This is a genomic window from Pseudomonas sp. P4_B3 (genome assembly GCF_056402295.1).
On record NZ_JBFUHR010000006.1, the window covers coordinates 129,771 to 146,892 of the forward strand.

At 61.4% G+C, this 17,122-nt stretch carries 13 protein-coding genes and 1 pseudogene; 4 read left to right on the plus strand and 10 right to left on the minus strand.

Annotated features, from left to right (window positions below; all coding sequences use genetic code 11):
• Positions 1–876: 876 nt before the first annotated feature.
• Genes AC1DWG_RS08435 through AC1DWG_RS08445 form a run of 3 tightly spaced genes read right to left on the minus strand, consistent with a single transcriptional unit; the run spans position 877 to position 4,346 of the window.
• Positions 877–1,785: a LuxR C-terminal-related transcriptional regulator gene (locus AC1DWG_RS08435; protein WP_477787628.1), complete on the minus strand. Its 909-nt coding sequence runs from the start codon at positions 1,783–1,785 to the stop codon at positions 877–879.
• The gene (locus tag AC1DWG_RS08440) at positions 1,782–3,200 is read right to left on the minus strand and encodes an aminotransferase (protein WP_477787629.1); all 1,419 of its coding nucleotides are present in this window, start codon (positions 3,198–3,200) and stop codon (positions 1,782–1,784) included. The genes AC1DWG_RS08435 and AC1DWG_RS08440 overlap by 4 nt, the downstream gene beginning before the upstream one ends.
• Positions 3,201–3,239: 39 nt before the next feature.
• Complete coding sequence (locus AC1DWG_RS08445) at positions 3,240–4,346, minus strand: polyamine ABC transporter substrate-binding protein (protein WP_477787630.1); 1,107 nt, start codon at positions 4,344–4,346, stop codon at positions 3,240–3,242.
• A 217-nt stretch (positions 4,347–4,563) separates the two neighbouring features.
• Here AC1DWG_RS08445 and AC1DWG_RS08450 point away from each other — a divergent pair, with 217 nt between their 5' ends.
• Both AC1DWG_RS08450 and AC1DWG_RS08455 read left to right on the plus strand, forming a co-directional pair.
• Positions 4,564–5,346, plus strand: coding sequence for an enoyl-CoA hydratase-related protein (locus AC1DWG_RS08450; protein WP_477765539.1), 783 nt, complete (start codon positions 4,564–4,566; stop codon positions 5,344–5,346).
• Positions 5,343–6,524, plus strand: a complete 1,182-nt coding sequence (locus AC1DWG_RS08455; protein ID WP_477787631.1) for an acetyl-CoA C-acyltransferase family protein — start codon at positions 5,343–5,345, stop codon at positions 6,522–6,524. Before AC1DWG_RS08450 ends, AC1DWG_RS08455 begins: the two co-directional genes overlap by 4 nt.
• Before the next feature lie 211 nt (positions 6,525–6,735).
• On the opposite strand, the pseudogene AC1DWG_RS08460 reads toward AC1DWG_RS08455, so the two are convergent.
• The 6 genes and pseudogenes from AC1DWG_RS08460 to vgrG all read right to left on the minus strand — a co-directional run.
• Positions 6,736–6,945, minus strand: a pseudogene (locus tag AC1DWG_RS08460) (type VI secretion IcmF C-terminal domain-containing protein); the annotation flags it as partial.
• A gap of 22 nt (positions 6,946–6,967) precedes the next feature.
• Positions 6,968–7,597 carry a DUF2931 family protein gene (locus AC1DWG_RS08465; RefSeq protein ID WP_477787632.1) on the minus strand — a complete coding sequence of 210 codons (630 nt, stop codon included), beginning with the start codon at positions 7,595–7,597 and terminating at the stop codon, positions 6,968–6,970.
• Positions 7,598–7,610: 13 nt separating this feature from the next.
• Positions 7,611–8,267, minus strand: a complete 657-nt coding sequence (locus tag AC1DWG_RS08470) for a DUF2931 family protein (protein WP_477787633.1) — start codon at positions 8,265–8,267, stop codon at positions 7,611–7,613.
• Complete coding sequence (locus tag AC1DWG_RS08475; RefSeq protein ID WP_477765536.1) at positions 8,254–8,883, minus strand: DUF2931 family protein; 630 nt, start codon at positions 8,881–8,883, stop codon at positions 8,254–8,256. The genes AC1DWG_RS08470 and AC1DWG_RS08475 overlap by 14 nt, the downstream gene beginning before the upstream one ends.
• Before the next feature lie 12 nt (positions 8,884–8,895).
• Positions 8,896–9,525 carry a DUF2931 family protein gene (locus AC1DWG_RS08480; RefSeq protein ID WP_477765535.1) on the minus strand — a complete coding sequence of 210 codons (630 nt, stop codon included), beginning with the start codon at positions 9,523–9,525 and terminating at the stop codon, positions 8,896–8,898.
• A complete protein-coding gene (gene vgrG / locus AC1DWG_RS08485) occupies positions 9,522–13,502 on the minus strand; it encodes a type VI secretion system tip protein VgrG (RefSeq protein WP_477787634.1) in 3,981 nt (1,326 codons plus the stop codon). The genes AC1DWG_RS08480 and vgrG overlap by 4 nt, the downstream gene beginning before the upstream one ends.
• Before the next feature lie 334 nt (positions 13,503–13,836).
• Between vgrG and AC1DWG_RS08490 the strand changes: the two genes are divergently transcribed.
• Both AC1DWG_RS08490 and AC1DWG_RS08495 read left to right on the plus strand, forming a co-directional pair.
• Positions 13,837–14,958 (plus strand): HlyD family secretion protein, encoded by a 1,122-nt coding sequence (locus AC1DWG_RS08490; protein WP_477765178.1) that lies wholly within the window; start codon positions 13,837–13,839, stop codon positions 14,956–14,958.
• Positions 14,955–16,547 (plus strand): DHA2 family efflux MFS transporter permease subunit, encoded by a 1,593-nt coding sequence (locus AC1DWG_RS08495; protein ID WP_477765177.1) that lies wholly within the window; start codon positions 14,955–14,957, stop codon positions 16,545–16,547. The genes AC1DWG_RS08490 and AC1DWG_RS08495 overlap by 4 nt, the downstream gene beginning before the upstream one ends.
• A 21-nt stretch (positions 16,548–16,568) precedes the next feature.
• Here the strand turns inward: AC1DWG_RS08495 and AC1DWG_RS08500 are convergent, their stop codons facing one another.
• On the minus strand, positions 16,569–17,009 hold the full coding sequence (locus AC1DWG_RS08500; protein WP_477754666.1) for a carboxymuconolactone decarboxylase family protein: 441 nt from the start codon (positions 17,007–17,009) through the stop codon (positions 16,569–16,571).
• Between the last annotated feature and the right edge of the window lie 113 nt (positions 17,010–17,122).

The following is a 17,122-nucleotide window of genomic DNA, read 5'->3' on the forward strand; positions in this document are numbered from 1 at the left end:
GAGATCGATTGGGCCGCGGGGCTTCAGTTCAATGCATCAGTCCACGACGAAACGGGCCATATTCCGCCGAGGGATTGGGCTAACTCATTCGGGATTTCGGACAACTCATCAGACAACGCACTGCGAAACAGAGGGCTGATTGCTCAGCCTGCGTTTCTCACGCGAGTCAGTGGCGGGCTGTCACAGGTAACGGGCGCAAGGGTGTGTGGACGTAGAAGCCGATGGCTGAACGCGGGAATTTCAGGGGCGAGAGGGAGGCGATTGGATTCATGTTGATGTCGACACTCTTATTATTTTTAAATGAGACTTCGATGTCATACGTCGTCGTATGACTTATGAGATTTATAGCCAGTACCATGGGACACTGTCAACAAGAAAACCCCTTAGATCTGAACGGCCTGACCACCTTAAAAATGCGACATACAATCGAATAACGTCGTTAAACAGGCTCTTTGACCCAATTACGCGACTCTCCGCTCGCTCCCTTGCCAGTTTTTAACGTGGTTATCGACCCCTCCTCGTTGTATGACAACCAACAGCAAACCAGTCAGGATCCGCTCCACTACGCTCAATCAGGCGCAGAGCCAATCGGTGCGAGAGCATCGCGATGGACGAGTTCGCGGCAATCCGGTGTGAGAGCGAGCTTGCTCGCGATGAGGGCGTGTCAGCCAACATCAATGGCGTCTGACACTCCGCCATCGTGAGCAAGCTCACTCCCACAGGGTTCTGGGCTGGTCGAAAATTCTGTGGTCAACCATTTACAACTGTGGGAGCGAGCTTGCTCGCGATGAGGGAGTGTCAGTCGACATCAATGGTCCCGACAGACCGCCATCGCGAGCAAGCTCGCTCCCACAGGTTGTTGGTAAACCTGAAAAGTCAGTGTTTACGCAACCACTCGATAAACAACGCAAACAACTCCGACTGCGAACCCACCTCCAGCTTCAGGTACAGGTTCTTGCGGTGCATGCGCACGGTTTCCGGCGAGATGTTCATCTGGCTGGCAGTGGATTTCACCGAATGCCCGCGCAGGACCATGTGCGCCACTTGCCGCTCGCGCTCGGTCAGCAACTCACAACCGAAGTTCTCGAACGCTGCCTGCACGCGATGCTTGAGATCATCGCGCAGGCCTTGCTCGTTATCACGCTCAATCCCGGAACTGTGCAGCAGTCCACGCTGACTGAATTCGCTGATGAATTCACGCACCAGCGGTTCGACGGCGCGCAGCAGATTCAGCTGTTCGGCGCACAGGCATTCACCGCCGAACCCCTGATACAGGCTGACGGAAATCTTCGTGTCATTGCCGGTATCGACGATGTAGTAGCTGTCTTCCGAACAGCCCGCCTTCAGGTAATAGGATTTGTAGTAGTCACTGTCGAAGAAGTTGTCCGGGGCAATTTCCTCCAGGTGATAGAACCCTTGCGCTAACCCCTGCTCCACCGCCAGGCAGAACGGGTCGAGCAAATAACCCCCGGCAAAATAGCGCTCCAGGATCGAAACCTGATATTCCTGGGCAATCCCGCGCTGATGCAGCAACTGGGGCGCGCGGTCCTTGCGCTCCAGGCTGATCATCATCGACTCGACGGACACCAGTTGCGCCAACGCCGACGCCAGGTGTTGCAGGGCGTCAGGCTCATCGACATGGGCGAATGCCTCGCGCATTCCCCCATGCCATTTGTGCAATGCCCCGAAGGGCACCGCGATCAGCGTATCGTCGTGTGGTTTGCTCATGCCCCGCAGTCTAGCGGCTGGACACGCCCTTGGTAACAGCCTGACTGACGAAATCATTGGCCCGCGTACTGTCCGCTCGCTTCAAGCTCGGCGGCCACTTCCAGAATGCACACGCGCAGGGTCTCGACGATTTCATCGACCTGGGCAACCGTCAGGATCAGCGGTGGCGACATCACGTTGAGGTGCATGATCGGCCGCACCAGCAATCCCCGGGCCTGGGCCCGCACGTGGATCTTCTCGCCGATGTTGATCTCGTCGGGGAACAGCGCCTTGGTGCGTTTATCGGCGACAAACTCCACGCAGGCCATGAGTTTCTGGCAACGCACATCCCCCACCAGCGGCAAGTCCCGCAGGGTTGCCAGGCGTTCTTCCAGATAAGCGCCCACCGTGTCGACATGGGCCAGCAGGTTTTCCCGCTCGATGATTTCGATGTTCTTCAACGCCGCCGTGCAGCACACCGGGTGGCCGCTGTAGGTGAAGCCGTGGGTGAAGCAGCGGCCCTTGCCCGGCTCGGCGATGACTTTCCACATGCGCTCGGAAAAGATGCACGCGCCCAGGGGCAGGTAAGCCGAGGTCAGGCCCTTGGCGGTGGTAATGATGTCCGGTTGCACGTCGAACACATCCCAGGAGGCGAAGAACTTGCCCAACCGCCCGAAAGAGGTCACCACTTCGTCGGCAACGAACAGGATGTCGTAGCGCTGGCAGATGTCCCACATGCGTTTGAGATAACCCTGCGGCGGAATGATCACCCCGCCCGAGCCCATGATCGGTTCGGCAAAGAAACCGGCGACCTTGTCCGCGCCAATCGACAGGATCTTGTCTTCGAACTCCTTGGCCAGAAACTCGAGGAACTGCGCCTCGTCCATGCCATCCGGCGCGCGGTACGGGTTCGGGTTGGAGACGTGGTGGATCAGCGGGTTGGCGTAGTCGAACTCCGGCACCCGGTCGGCGGCCTTGTTGCCGATCGACATGGTCAGGGTGGTGGAGCCGTGATAGGCGTTGAACCGGGCGATGACGTGCTTCTTCGCAGGTAGGCCACGGCAGTTCTGGTAGTACTGGATCAACCGGTACGCGGTGTCCACGGCGGTGGAGCCGCCGGTGGTCAGGAACACGTGGTCGAGGTCACCGGGGGCCAGGCTGGCGAGTTTTTCGCACAGCTGGATGGCGACGTTGTTCGACATGTCGGAAAACGGATTGGAATAGGCCAACTGGCGAACCTGATCGGCGATGGCCTCGGCCATTTCCTCGCGACCCAGGCCGATGTTGGTGCACCACATGCCGCCCACCGCATCGAGAAAGCGGTTGCCCTGGGTGTCGTAGATGTAGGCGCCTACGCCTGCGACGATGTTCAACGAACCTTGTTCGGCATGCTCGTCGAACATGTGGTAGCCGTGCATGTGATGGGCCTTATCGGCCTTGACCAGTCTGGACTCATCCGCCGGCGAAAGTACGGTGCGTGTTGGAGTCGCCATAAATAAACCTCTAACCGAATTGACTAATGTTCGAACAAATCAAATGCCGCTTTTCACGGTGCTCCAGACCCGGGTAATCGCTCGCATGTCCTTGGCGTCCTGGGTCTTCTGCGGGAACAGGCGCTCGCGGGTTTGTGCGTCGGGGTAGATGGCCGGGTTGTTGCGCACATCGGCGTTCAACAACGGTGTGGCCGCGGCGTTGCTGTTGGCGTAATTGATGAAATCGCTCACGTCCGCCATCACCTGCGGCTGCATCAGGTATTCCAGGAGTTTGTGAGCATTGGCGACGTGCGTCGCATCGGCCGGGATGTACATGTTGTCGAACCAGATCAGCGAGCCTTCCTTGGGAATGAAGTACGCCAGGTCGATCTTCTTCTTGGCTTCGGCGGCACGGGCCATGGCGGTGGCGTAGTCGCCGGACCAGGTCATGGCCATGCACACATCGCCGTTGGGCAGGCTGGTCAGGTAATTGACCGAGTCGAACTTGCGGATGTACGGCCGCACCGACAGCAGCAAGTCCTGGGCGGCTTTCAGATCTTCCGGTGCGGCGCTTCTCGGGTCACGCCCCAGGTACTTCAGGGCCATGGGGATGACTTCGGTCGGGGCGTCGAGCAGGGTCACGCCGCAGTCGGCGAAGCGCGAGACGATCTTCGGATCGAAGATCATCGCCAGCGAACCGATTGGCGCGTCCGGCATGCGTTCCTTGATCTTGTCGACATTGTAGGTAACGCCATTGCTGCCCCAGGTGTACGGCGCCGAGTACGCGGTGCCCGGGTCATACCCTTGCAGGTCCTGCAGGACTTTCGGATCGAGGTTGCTCCAGCCCGGCAGCAGCTTCTTGTCCAGCGGCTGGAACACCTTGGCCTTGATCAGCGGTGGCGCAAGCGACGCGTTCAACACGATCAGGTCATAACCGGAATGACCGGTGAGCAGCTTGGCCTGCACCGTTTCATAGGAATCGAAGGTGTCGTAGACCACCTTGATACCGGTGGCCTTTTCGAAATCGGCGATGGTTTTCTCACCGATGTAGTCCGCCCAGTTGTACAGCCGCAGCGTATTGCTGTCGTCCACTTGAGCGGCGTAGGCATTCAAAGTCAGCGGTACAACAAACAGACTGGAAATCACCTTAAGCAGCGTCTTGCCCATAGCAAATGCACCTTATAGCGAGTTCGGCTCTGGATGAGCGGATGCCCTCACTATTGGTGGATTCGCCGGGCACAGCCATACCCCGAATGGGTGTGTGTCGCTTTTTGGCTCACCGGCATGGCAAAAAGCGGCAGTGCAGTTGACCCGTTTTGCCATAGATCCGGGGTTTGTCCGGCGCTTAAAGTGGCCATATGATCCGAACGACCCTGGGTTTGCGATGACCGACCTGATCAAACACGAGCAACGCGACGGTATGCTGACGCTGACCATCGACCGCCCGGACAAGCTCAACGCACTGAACAACGCCATGTACACGCAGTTGGCCGACCTGCTGCTGGCCGCCGACGAAGACGAGCAGACCGGCGTGATCATCATCACTGGCGGCCCGACCTGCTTCACCAGCGGCAATGACCTGGTGGATTTCCTCCAGCACCCGCCGACTCATCTGGACGCCCCGGCGTTCCACCTGATGAAGGTCGTCACGCGCCTGCAAAAACCGCTGGTCGCGGCAGTCTGCGGGGCGGCCATCGGCATCGGCACCACGTTGTTGCTGCATTGCGATCTGGTGCTGGTCACCCGTAACGCCAAGCTGCGCATGCCGTTCGTCAACATCGGCCTGTGCCCCGAATTTGGCGCCAGCCTGTTGCTGCCACGCCGGCTCGGCCATGCCCGCGCCGCGAGCCTGCTGCTGTTGGGCAACGGCCTGGACGGCAACGAAGCTGTGGCCTGGGGCATTGCCAACGAAGCCTTCGATGACGGCGCACAATGCCTGGCGGCGGCGACAAAAATCGCCCAGCGCTTCCTGGCCATGCCCCAGCAAGCCTTGCGCCAGTCCCGGCAGCTGATGAAACAGGCTTCCCTGGCCGAACTGGAAGCCACCCTGCGCGAAGAAAACACGCTGTTCATCCAGCGCCTGAATACCGACGAGGCGAAAACCGCCTTGAACGCCCTGATCAATCGCAGTACAGACAAGAATCCACCGAAAGGAAACCAGCCATGAACACTCCAGAAATCTACGTCGTCAGCGCCGCCCGTACCGCCATCGGTACGTTCGGTGGTTCGCTCAAGGACGTGCCACTGGCCGATCTCGCGACCACGGCCGTGAAAGCCGCCCTGGAGCGAGCCGCCGTGGACCCGGCGCTCGTTGGCCATCTGGTGATGGGCAACGTGATCCCGACCGAAACCCGCGATGCCTACATCTCCCGCGTCGCGGCGATGAACGCCGGCATCCCGAAGGAAACCCCGGCCTACAACGTCAACCGCCTGTGCGGTTCGGGCCTGCAAGCGATCATCAACGCCGCCCAGACCCTGATGCTCGGCGATGCCGACATCGTCGTCGGCGCCGGTGCCGAATCCATGAGCCGCGGCCCGTACCTGATGCCGGCCGCCCGTTGGGGTTCGCGCATGGGCAACGCCCAGGTCATCGACTACATGCTCGGCATCCTGCATGACCCGTTCCATGGCATTCACATGGGCATCACCGCCGAGAACGTCGCCACGCGCAACGGCATCACCCGCGAAATGCAGGACGCCCTGGCCCTGGAAGACCAGAATCGCGCCGCCCACGCGATTGCCAACGGCTACTTCAGCGAGCAGATCGCGACCGTGGAAATCCAGGATCGCAAAGGCGTCAAACTGTTCAGCGTCGACGAACATCCGCGCGCCACGTCCCTGGAACAGCTGGCAGCGATGAAGCCGGCGTTCAAGAAGGACGGTTCGGTCACCGCCGGCAACGCCTCGGGCCTCAACGACGGTGCAGCGGCACTGGTCATGGCCAGCGGCAACGCGGTCCAGGCCAACAACCTGAAGCCACTTGCCCGCCTGGTCAGCTACGCCCACGCCGGTGTCGAACCTGAGTTCATGGGCCTGGGCCCGATCCCGGCCACGCGCCTGGCGCTCAAGCGCGCCGGCCTGACCGTCGCCGACCTGGACGTGATCGAAGCCAACATCGCCTTCGCCGCCCAGGCCTGCGCCGTCAGCCAGGAACTGGACCTCGACCCGGCCAAGGTCAACCCGAACGGTTCGGGCATCGCCCTGGGCCACCCGGTGGGCGCAACCGGCGCGATCATCGCCACCAAGGCCATCCACGAACTGCACCGCACCGGCGGCCGTTACGCGCTGGTGACCATGTGCATCGGTGGTGGTCAGGGGATTGCTGCGATTTTCGAACGCGTCTAAGCAGTAACTGTAAAAAAGGCCGGTGATCGCGCAGATCACCGGCCTTTTTTTCACTTCCGTGCGCCGATTGTTTGATGGTTTTTATCCACGAACGGTTCGCAATCCGTCATTGCCGCTCCCTCCACGCCACCTGACCACCGGCAGCAAAAATCAACTGCCTGACCCACTCCATCGCACGCTTCACCAGCAAACCTGTTGCCACGGGTCGAAATCAGCGCGGCACCTTTTCACCCTCGGCAAGAAAAATCTGCGTCGGCAGCTTGAAGCCGCGCAGCTTGAGCAGCGCCAGCGGCCGCGCGCCCAGTTCGGTGCGCAGGTGTCAGGTCAGGCCCAGGCCGTCCGGGGACTTGAGCACCATGCGGTAGTGGCTGTCGCCGTCGTCCAGCGTGGTGACCCGAGCCTGTTCGAGCAGGCGGATCAGGCGCTTCATTGGGGAGTGGCCCTTACCAAGTGCCATAGGGAATCCCGTGTTGATCGATATAGGCCTGCGCCTCAGGCTTCGGTGCGCGGTAATAGTTACCCTTACCGTTTTGATAAGGCCCAAGCGGCTCGATCTCGGCCTGAAAACGCCCGACTTCCTTGAATCCAAGACATCCCGCGCCCACCCAAACCTTGACGATGCCACCGGGCGCCATCCCCAACGTGATTCTGTTGCGATACAGCGTTACATTCTCCTGATCCGCTTTACAAAAAACCCGCTCCGGCCTGACCATCTCATCGCGCACCCACTGCGGGATCCGGATACCGATCTTGTAGGTTTGCGGCTCCACCAGCGATTGCCAGCGCACGAAGATGCGGTCCGGCAGGTCGACATTGTTCACCGGCATCATCGATCCGCCCCCTTTGTGCCAACCTTCAGGTTTGCGCGTGTAACCGGCCACCCCGGCAGACACGCGAAAGAACGCCAGCCCGCGCTGATCGAGCACATCCACGCTCTCGACCCACACTTCCATGAAACGCGGTGCCGCCAGGCCGACGTACCAGCTGTGGTAGGGCAACTTGGGCGGTGTGGGACCATTGGCGCAGGCACACAGGCTGAACAGCAGGCCGACCAGCAGGCTCAGGCGCTTCATTGGGGAGTACCCCTTACCAAGTGCCATAGGGAATCCCGTGCTGGTCCACGTAGGCTTTGTTTTCAGGTTCTATGGGCACGTATTGGCCGTTGCTCTTTCCTTTGTAAGGGCCTAGCGGCTCGATCTCCGCCTGAAAGCGTCCAACCTCCTTGAACCCCAGGCACGGCCCACCCACCCAGACCTTGACGATGCCACCGGGAGCCATGCCGAGGGTGATCATCTGTCGATAGTCATCAATCCACTCTTTTGAGCCAAGGCAAAATACCCGCTCCGGCCTGACCATCTCCTCGCGCACCCACTGCGGGATCCGGATACCGATCTTGTAGGTCTGCGGCTCCACCAGCGATTGCCAGCGCACGAAGATGCGGTCCGGCAGGTCGACGTTGTTTACCGGCATCATTTTCCCCCCTCCTTTGTGCCAGCCCTCCGGGTTACGGGTGTATCCAGCCACGCCCCCAAACACGTGAAAGAACGCCAACCCGCGCTGGTCCAACACATCCACACTCTCGACCCATACTTCCATGAAGCGCGGCGCGGCCAGGCCGACGTACCAGCTGTGGTAGGGCAACTTGGGCGGTGTGGGACCATTGGCGCAGGCACACAGGCTGAACAATAGGCCGACCAGCTGGCTCAGGCGCTTCATTGGGGAGTGGCCCTTACCAAGTGCCATAGGGAATCCCGTGCTGGTCCACGTAGGCTTTGTTTTCAGGTTCTATGGGCACGTATTGGCCGTTGCTCTTTCCTTTGTAAGGCCCAAGCGGCTCGATCTCGGCCTGAAAACGCCCGACTTCCTTGAACCCAAGACATCCCGCACCCACCCAAACTTTGACGATGCCACCGGGCGCCATCCCCAACGTGATTCTGTTGCGATACAGCGTTACATTCTCCTGATCCGCTTTACAGAAAACCCGCTCAGGCCTGACCATCTCATCACGCACCCACTGCGGGATCCGGATACCGATTTTGTAGGTTTGCGGCTCCACCAGCGATTGCCAGCGCACGAAGATGCGGTCCGGCAGGTCGACGTTGTTCACTGGCATCATCGACCCTGCCCCTTGGTGCCAGCCTTTTGCTTTGCCGGTGTAACTGGCTACTCCTCCCGACACGTGAAAGAACGCCAACCCGCGCTGGTCCAACACATCCACGCTCTCGACCCACACTTCCATGAAGCGCGGTGCCGCCAGGCCGACGTACCAGCTGTGGTAGGGCAACTTGGGCGGTGTGGGACCATTGGCGCAGGCACACAGGCTGAACAGCAGGCCAACCAGCAAGATCAGACGCTTCATTGCGGATAGCCCTTACCAAGTGCCATAGGGAATCCCGTGCTGGTCCACGTAGGCTTTGTTTTCAGCTTCTATGGGCACGTATTGGCCGTTGCTCTTTCCTTTGTAAGGCCCAAGCGGCTCGATCTCGGCCTGAAAACGCCCGACTTCCCTGTAGCCCAGACACGCTCCACCTAACCAGACCTTGACGATGCCGCCAGGGGCCATGCCCAAATTGATCGTATCTTCGTAGAGCGTCATTTCCTTTTGAGCAGGTTTGCAGAACAACCGCTGTGGCTTGATCATCTCGTCACGCACCCACTGCGGGATCCGGATACCAATCTTGTAGGTCTGCGGCTCCACCAGTGATTGCCAGCGCACGAAGATGCGGTCTGGTAGATCGACGTTGTTCACTGGCATCGTCGACCCCGCCCCTTGGTGCCAGCCTTCCGCTTTGCCTGTGTAACTGACTACTCCTCCCGACACATGGAAAAACGCCAACCCGCGCTGGTCGAGCACATCCACGCTCTCGACCCAGACTTCCATGAAGCGTGGCGCGGCCAGGCCGACGTACCAGCTCTGGTAGGGCAACTTGGGCGGTGTGGGACCACCGGCGCAGGCACACAGGCTGAACAATAGGCCGACCAGCAGGCTCAGGCGCTTCATTGCGGATAGCCCTTTTGCGGCTGATGCGGATGGATCTTGCGTGTGCTGTCGGGTGCCGGTTTGTTGATCATCAAACCTTTGTTGGGCGTCCAGTGGGCGGACTGGTGGATATAACGAGCACGCAGCAAGCGTTCCTGCTCGGGGTCGAGGATGACCTCGGTGCCCGACAGTGCATGCCCAAGGATTTGTGCAGCGATCGGTTGCAAATCCGTGGGTAGTGCCAATCCGGGTTGCGCTTCAAGACTTTTGAAGGGCACACCATGGCGCACACCCAGTTCGCGCATCAGGCGCAGGGCAATCAGCGCCAACTCGCCCCGGACCGGGCGGTCCAGAACAATCGCCAGCAGATAGTCGTCCTGGTTGGACTCCAGCTTGCCCCGGGCGGCCGGGGTGAACGGCCAGGCCTTGGCCTCGATGCTGCCGTCGTCGGCCAGACCACTGGACCGCAAGGCCTGCACTTGAGCCAGGGCCTTGGCCCACTGCGGTGAAGACTGCACCGGCTGGTTACGGCGCAGGGTGATACGACCGGGCGGGGTCAACCACAGCCGCTCCCGGGCACGCGGTAAATAACCGCCGCCGATGTCCGAATGCACCCCGGGCAAACTGATTTGCCGATGGTCGTGCAGTACCCCGTTGAGGGAAAAGTTAAGCCGGCACTCATCGCGGGCCTGCAGCTGGACGATCTGACGCGCACAACCGGGCGGCAGGTACAGGTTCACGCCCGGGTTGTGATCATCGGACACGTTCAGGTCCATGCCAGCGATGGCGGCCACGGTGTCGAACAGGCCAATCAGGTTGAGGCTGATATCGACCGCCGGATCAAAGCTGTAGAGCAGGCCGAAACGGCCTCCCTGCAGCAGTTCACCGAACACACCGCGACTCGGTTTGAGCAGTTCATTAGCACAGTGGCGTGCGGCGGCGGCTCCACGACTAAAGCCGAAGATATCGAACTCAATATTACGAACAGAGGTACCGGGGTTAGCCGTAACGAAGTCGAGCAGAGCCTTCTCTATCGCAGCGGGCGCCTGCTGGACCCGCGCCACTACCCCAGTTTCCCCCAGCCCTAAGCCTTGGCCGAACAGCGAGTCGTCCCCTCCGCTGCGGGTACCGATGCCCTCCAGATAGACTTTTAAATAACCAATCTCTGCCTCCGGCGTTACCGGTGTCGCCGTATTGTCCGGATACAGATCATACAAATGCACCACATTACTCGGCGCATTCCCATAACTGTTATCCGGCGTACGACCAAAACCACTGCCATCAAACTCGTCAAACCCATACTGGTTGCACAACTGAATGATGGATGCAAGATCGCTTTCATCGAACAGTTGCAGATCCTCGCGTCGGCATTGTTCGGTGAGGGCCGCGTTGGCCTGGTTGTTACCGGTGCCATCAAAAAACAACCCGATGCGCAGGGTGATGCCTTCGAGTTCTTCCTCTTCCTCCTCTTCGTCCATGTCGTAGATCAGCGAGAGTTCCTCCGGAGCGGCGGTGTACACCCGCTGGGTGAAACCCTGGCTGTCGGTGGTGCCTTTCCACACGTTGCCGCTGGCACTGGAGATCTTGTACGGGACGCCGGCCAGGACTTGCTCGCCATCGTTGGCAAAAATCTGGTACTGCTGATCGAACGCCAGCGGCGGATCAATCACCGCCGGCAGCGGCGGCAAGCGCGCCGCCTGCGTGACCTTGGTCGGGACGTACTCCAGAAACGCCGCCTTGATGTTGTGATCGCCCGCCGTGCCCGACTCGATGCCACACGTCTCCAGGCGCAGGTAGCTGCCCCCGCCGTTGAGGACGATTTTCTTCTTCGCGGTGATGTGGATTTCGTCTTCGGTGCTGGTGATGTCCAGCCCATGCCGAGCGATCAGCTCCAGGCGATCGTTTTGCGCCTGCACCCTCACCGGGCCCTGATTGGCGATCAGCTTGAGGCCGAGCTTGCGCACGAACAGGCTCAGGCCCTGGCCCACGCCGATGAACAGGCGCTTGACCACACTGAGGTCGGCTTGGCCGCCGGCGTTGAGCATCAGGTTGTCCTGCGCGGCCAGTTGCAGGTGCTGGCCGCTGGTCAGGGCGATGCCTTGGGGCGCGCTGAGCAGCAGCACCGAGGCTTTCAGTTCATCGAGTTGTTGGCGCATCAGCGCCAGTTGCGCGGACACATCCGCGGGGTCGGCGTGGGCGGTTTGGGCGTCCGTGGACAGCTGTTGCAGTTGTTCGCCGGCCTGTCGCAGGCGCTCGATCGCCGGGCCCATTTCCAGCACCTGGCCCTGGGCTTTGCTCTGTTCATCGGCACTGATAAACAGCCCGTTGCCCGCGCGAATCGCCCCCCAGGCATCGGTGCGCAACTCAAAGCCTTCCCCACGTTTGGCCTTCTGCGCATCCACCACATGCCCGAGGTTGAGCTGGCTCTTGCCACTGTGTTCGGTGCTGAGCTTGATGTGCTCCTGCCCGCGGGTATCGTCCAGGCGCAGCTTGTTGTTGGCCGGGGTGCGCAGCACGTTGCGCTTTTCGTTGTACATCGTGACGGGGTCGGGGTGCTGGCTGTCGTGCAGGGCGTGGGCGATGTAGGGGCGGTCGGGGTCGCCTTGTTCGAAGGCCACCGCCACTTCGGTGCCGGCGATCAGCGGCAGGTGCAGGCCGTGGGTGTCGCCGGCGTACGCCCGGGCCAGGCGCAGCCAGGTGCTTTCGCGACCGGCATCCCAGGTGTCGCGGTCGAACAGGAACTGCACCCGGTAGCGGCCCTCGGCGTCGGTATCGGCGTAGGGGTTGTGGGCCTGCGCGCTGGTCACCCGGGCCGGCACGGTGCCGGCGATCAACGGCTTGGGCGGCACCTCAGGGCGGAAGCACACCGTCTGCGCGTAGGGGATGGCCTGGAAGCTGCACTCGAAGCTGCGGTCGCGGGCGGCGCCGGCCTTGAGCGCGATGATCACCGCCCGCGGCGCGAAGGCCTGGGGCGCGCCGTCGGTGACTTCCAGCACCTGCCCCGGCGCCAGGCGGGGACTGCTGCTCATGCCGCGCAGGCGGGTGCGGCGGTTGAGGTAACGCTCGTGGCGCAGGCGCGCATAGAAGTAGCCGCTTTCGCACTGCACGTCTTCGGGGAAGGCATGGCGGTCGCCGAGTGCGGTGTAGGGCTCGGCGTAGTGATAGGCCTCGCCGTAGGTGCCCTTGGCGCCGCGCGTCTGGTCGATGTCGCCGTCGAGGTGCGCGCGGGCGTCACGGTGGTGGTAGGCGCGGATGTTCACGTGCTGCTCCACCACCTGGTGTTCCGACTGCAGGGTCCAGACGCTGTCCACACCGCTGCTGTTCAGCCCGGAGAGCGGGCGCAGCGGCAACTCGACGTCGAACTGGTAGGCGCGCGGGGAGTCGTGGAACTCGACGACATCGATGCCCAGGCGTTCGTCGCTGGTGAAGCGGTACCAGATGCCGACTTCGGCCAGCAGGCGGGCAATAAAGGCCAGATCGCTTTCGCCGTATTGCATCACCTGTTCACGCCGGGGGTATTCGCGGTGCAGGTGGAAGAGGAAGTCCTGGCCCCTGAGCTCGTGGCGGCCGCGCAGGATGTGTTCGACGATTTCCGGCACCGACCGGTGCTGGTAGATCCGGTATTGCCGGCCCCGCGCGAGCAATGCCAGACGCGGCTGCAGGGTGACTTCGTAGCGCGCCTCGTCGATGGAGGCGGACAGGCGTTTGAAGCCACTGATCACCCCGTGCAAGGTGCGCAGCGGCTTGACCTCGGACGGTTCGAAGATCAGGGACGAGACCTTTTCCGGCAGCGCGTGCAGGCTGAAGCTGGCTTGTTGGCCGAGCAGGCGTTCGGCGGCGATGTCGAGCTGGCTGGAGGTGAACTCGATGTAGTAGCTGAAGGGCTGGCTGAGGTGCTCTTCGCCGTGGAAGGCCAGGACGTCGAGGGGGGCATCCACCTCGCGGACCCAGAGTGTGTGGCGGCTGTGGTCGAAGAAAACGGGCAATACGGGGTGCATGTTGCAGACCTCCCTAGTCTATCGATGCAGGCGGGGAGGCTTCGTTGCCGCCCTCGCTCGAGCGCTGGGAAGCTTTCAAGAAGCTGACAATGGTTGATATAGGACGTTTCTAATAAGCGTGTAGGGTGTTTCCGAATAATGCAGCAGGCCACAACACCCTAAGACTCTACCTACAACAGCAAAAGAATCCTCGGCATCTCGACAGCGGCCATGAATGAGTCTTCCTGATCAGAATTCCACCTGACGACCGGCAGCAAAAACCATTTGCCACGAAATATTACATGCGTCATATTACAGTCATCATAATTAACCTCGCCCTGACAGGTATCCCTCCATGACCAGCATGTCCACCGTAGAACCCGATCTGGACTCCCCGGTGAAACCGGCAAAACCTCCCCTGCTCAAACGCCTGCTGTTGCCAACAGTGGGCATCGCAGCGCTGGTGCTGGCCGGTGTGTATGGCGCGCATTGGTGGACCGCCGGCCGCTTCATCGAGGAAACCGACGACGCCTACATCGGCGGCGATGTGACGGTGATCGGGCCGAAAGTGGCGGGTTATATCGACGAAGTGCTGGTGGCCGATAACCAGAAGGTCAAGGCCGGCGACGTGCTGATCCGTCTCGATTCGCGCGACTACCGGGCCAACCTGGCCAAGGCCGAAGGCGCAGTGGCCGCCCAGCAAGCCTTGCTGGCCAACCTCGACGCCACCGAACAACTGCAACAGGCCGTCATCGGCCAGGCCCGCGCCGGCATCGATGCCGCCGGCGCCGAGGCCGCACGCTCCCGGGATGACGATGCCCGCTACAAAAAACTGGTGACCACCAACGCCGTCTCGGTGGAAAGCGCCCAGCGGGCCAACGCCACGTTCAAGACGGCCCAGGCCCAAAGCAACCGCGCCCAGGCTGAACTGCTGGCCGCGCAGCGCCAGTTGAATGTGATCGACACCCAGAAACAACAGGCCCGCGCCGCCTTGATCCAGGCCAGGGCCGAGCGCGACCTGGCGCAATTGAATGTCGGCTACACCGAACTGAAGGCGCCGGTCGATGGAGTGATCGGCAATCGCCGGGCACGGGTCGGCGCCTATGCCCAGGCCGGCTCGCAATTGCTCTCGGTGGTGCCGTCCAGCGGATTGTGGGTCGATGCCAACTTCAAGGAAGACCAACTGGCGCACATGGTGCCGGGGCAACGGGTGGTGATCCATGCCGATGTGCTGTCGGGTCAGGAGTTCCACGGTTACCTGGACAGCCTGGCCCCGGCCAGCGGTTCGCAATTCAGTGTGTTGCCACCGGAAAACGCCACCGGCAACTTCACCAAGATCGTGCAGCGGGTACCGGTGCGGATTCACCTCGATCCGGCCGACAGCGTACTCGGCCACCTGCGCCCGGGGTTGTCGGTCACCGCTGAAGTGGACACGCGCAAGGAGCCTGAAGCGCCAGCCGTGGCCCGCGCGCCATGAGCCGCGCCCTCGCCGCCCCGGCGCAACCGTTCAATGCCGCGAACATGGCGACGGCGACCAAGGTCTTCGCCTTTGCCAGCATGTGCATCGGTATGTTCATTGCGCTGCTGGATATCCAGATTGTCTCGGCTTCGTTGCGTGACATCGGCGGCGGGCTCTCCGCCGGCACCGACGAAACCGCGTGGGTGCAAACCAGTTACCTGATCGCCGAAATCATCGTGATCCCGCTGTCGGGCTGGCTGTCGCGGGTGTTTTCCACGCGCTGGCTGTTTTGCGCGTCGGCCGTGGGCTTCACCCTGACCAGCCTGCTGTGCGGCGCGGCCTGGAACATCCAGAGCATGATCGCCTTCCGTGCCCTGCAAGGGTTTCTGGGCGGCTCGATGATCCCGCTGGTGTTCACCACCGCGTTCGTGTTCTTCACCGGCAAGCAACGGGTGATCGCCGCCGCGACCATCGGCGCAGTGGCCTCATTGGCACCGACCCTGGGGCCGGTGATCGGTGGCTGGATCACCGACATATCGTCCTGGCACTGGCTGTTCTACATCAACCTGGTCCCCGGTATCTTTGTCGCCGTGGCCGTGCCGATGCTGGTGAAAATCGACCAGCCGGAACTGTCGCTGCTCAAAGGCGCGGATTACTTGAGCATGGTGTTTCTGGCGCTGTTCCTCGGCTGCCTGGAATACACCCTGGAAGAAGGCCCGCGCTGGAACTGGTTCAGCGACCGCACGATCCTGACCACCGCGTGGATCAGCGGCCTGGCCGGCCTGGCATTCATCGGCCGGACCTTGCATGTGGCCAATCCGATTGTCGATTTGCGCGCCTTGAAGGATCGCAACTTCGCCCTTGGCTGTTTCTTCTCGTTCGTCACCGGCATCGGCCTGTTCGCCACCATTTACCTGACGCCGCTGTTTCTCGGCCGGGTGCGGGGCTACGGAGCGCTGGACATTGGTCTGGCGGTTTTCTCCACCGGGGTGTTCCAGATCATGGCGATTCCGCTGTACGCCTTTCTGGCCAATCGCATCGACCTGCGCTGGATCATGATGACCGGCCTTGGGCTGTTCGCATTATCGATGTGGGATTTCAGCCCGATCACCCATGACTGGGGGGCCAAAGAATTGATGCTGCCACAAGCCTTGCGCGGGATTGCCCAGCAACTGGCGGTGCCGCCAACGGTGACCTTGACCCTCGGCGGCCTGGCGCCGGCACGGCTCAAGCATGCGTCGGGGTTGTTCAACCTGATGCGCAACCTGGGTGGGGCTATCGGCATCGCCGCGTGTGCGACCATTCTCAATGACCGCACCAACCTGCATTTCACCCGGCTGACGGAGCACCTCAACAGCACCAACGAGGCGCTCAACCAATGGCTGTCCCAGGTCGGCAACAACTTCGCCGCCCTCGGCCAGAGCGGTGACGCCGGAGTCACCGCAAGCCTGCATCAACTATGGTTGCTGACCTACCGCGAAGCCCAGACGCAAACCTATGGCGACGCGTTTCTGATGATCGGGGTGTGCTTCGTCATCGCCACGGCGATGGTGCCCTTGATGCGCAAGGTGCAACCACCGGCCGCGCCGAGCGCCGATGCGCATTGAGCCTCGGCTCCCTTTTCGACATCAGGCCTGAGGAGTTTTGCGGAAACCGACGGCCAAACGGTTCCAGCTGTTGATGGTGCTGATCGCCACGGTCAGATCGACCATTTCCTTGGGCGTGAACTGAGCGCTGACCACTTCGTAGTCTTCATCTGGCGCGTGGGTCAGGCTCAGTTGGGTCAGGGATTCGGTCCAAAGCAGCGCGGCACGTTCGCGATCGCTGAAGAACGGTGCCTCGCGCCACGCCGTTACGGCGAACAGGCGACGCGGGGTTTCGCCGCCCTTGATAGCATCGGCGGTGTGCATATCGATGCAAAATGCGCAGCCATTGATCTGCGAAGCCCGCAGCTTGACCAGTTCAACCAGGTTTTTTTCCAGCGGCAGCTTCGAAACCGCCGTTTCCAGAGCGATCATCGCTTTGAGGGCATCAGGGGACGCGGTGTAGAAATCGGTACGCGGTTGCATCGTGTGCTCCAGGGCAAGTGGGGGTGTGACTACCTTAGCCCCCTGCCCCGTTTGCACAAATAGCCAATATTCCAGAAGTCGAGGAGGCCACTTGCGGTGTCTTGTTGGCCGCT

Coding starts and splice junctions, on each gene's coding strand:
- AC1DWG_RS08470 (WP_477787633.1), bottom strand. CDS start 8,267: ATGGCACTTGGTAAGGGCCACTCCCCAATGAAGCGCCTGAGCCAGCTG.
- AC1DWG_RS08465 (WP_477787632.1), bottom strand. CDS start 7,597: ATGAAGCGCCTGAGCCTGCTGGTCGGCCTGCTGTTCAGCCTGTGTGCC.
- AC1DWG_RS08480 (WP_477765535.1), bottom strand. CDS start 9,525: ATGAAGCGCCTGAGCCTGCTGGTCGGCCTATTGTTCAGCCTGTGTGCC.
- AC1DWG_RS08450 (WP_477765539.1), top strand. CDS start 4,564: ATGACCGACCTGATCAAACACGAGCAACGCGACGGTATGCTGACGCTG.
- AC1DWG_RS08440 (WP_477787629.1), bottom strand. CDS start 3,200: ATGGCGACTCCAACACGCACCGTACTTTCGCCGGCGGATGAGTCCAGA.
- AC1DWG_RS08500 (WP_477754666.1), bottom strand. CDS start 17,009: ATGCAACCGCGTACCGATTTCTACACCGCGTCCCCTGATGCCCTCAAA.
- AC1DWG_RS08495 (WP_477765177.1), top strand. CDS start 14,955: ATGAGCCGCGCCCTCGCCGCCCCGGCGCAACCGTTCAATGCCGCGAAC.
- AC1DWG_RS08455 (WP_477787631.1), top strand. CDS start 5,343: ATGAACACTCCAGAAATCTACGTCGTCAGCGCCGCCCGTACCGCCATC.
- AC1DWG_RS08475 (WP_477765536.1), bottom strand. CDS start 8,883: ATGAAGCGTCTGATCTTGCTGGTTGGCCTGCTGTTCAGCCTGTGTGCC.
- AC1DWG_RS08445 (WP_477787630.1), bottom strand. CDS start 4,346: ATGGGCAAGACGCTGCTTAAGGTGATTTCCAGTCTGTTTGTTGTACCG.
- AC1DWG_RS08490 (WP_477765178.1), top strand. CDS start 13,837: ATGACCAGCATGTCCACCGTAGAACCCGATCTGGACTCCCCGGTGAAA.
- vgrG (WP_477787634.1), bottom strand. CDS start 13,502: ATGCACCCCGTATTGCCCGTTTTCTTCGACCACAGCCGCCACACACTC.
- AC1DWG_RS08435 (WP_477787628.1), bottom strand. CDS start 1,785: ATGATTTCGTCAGTCAGGCTGTTACCAAGGGCGTGTCCAGCCGCTAGA.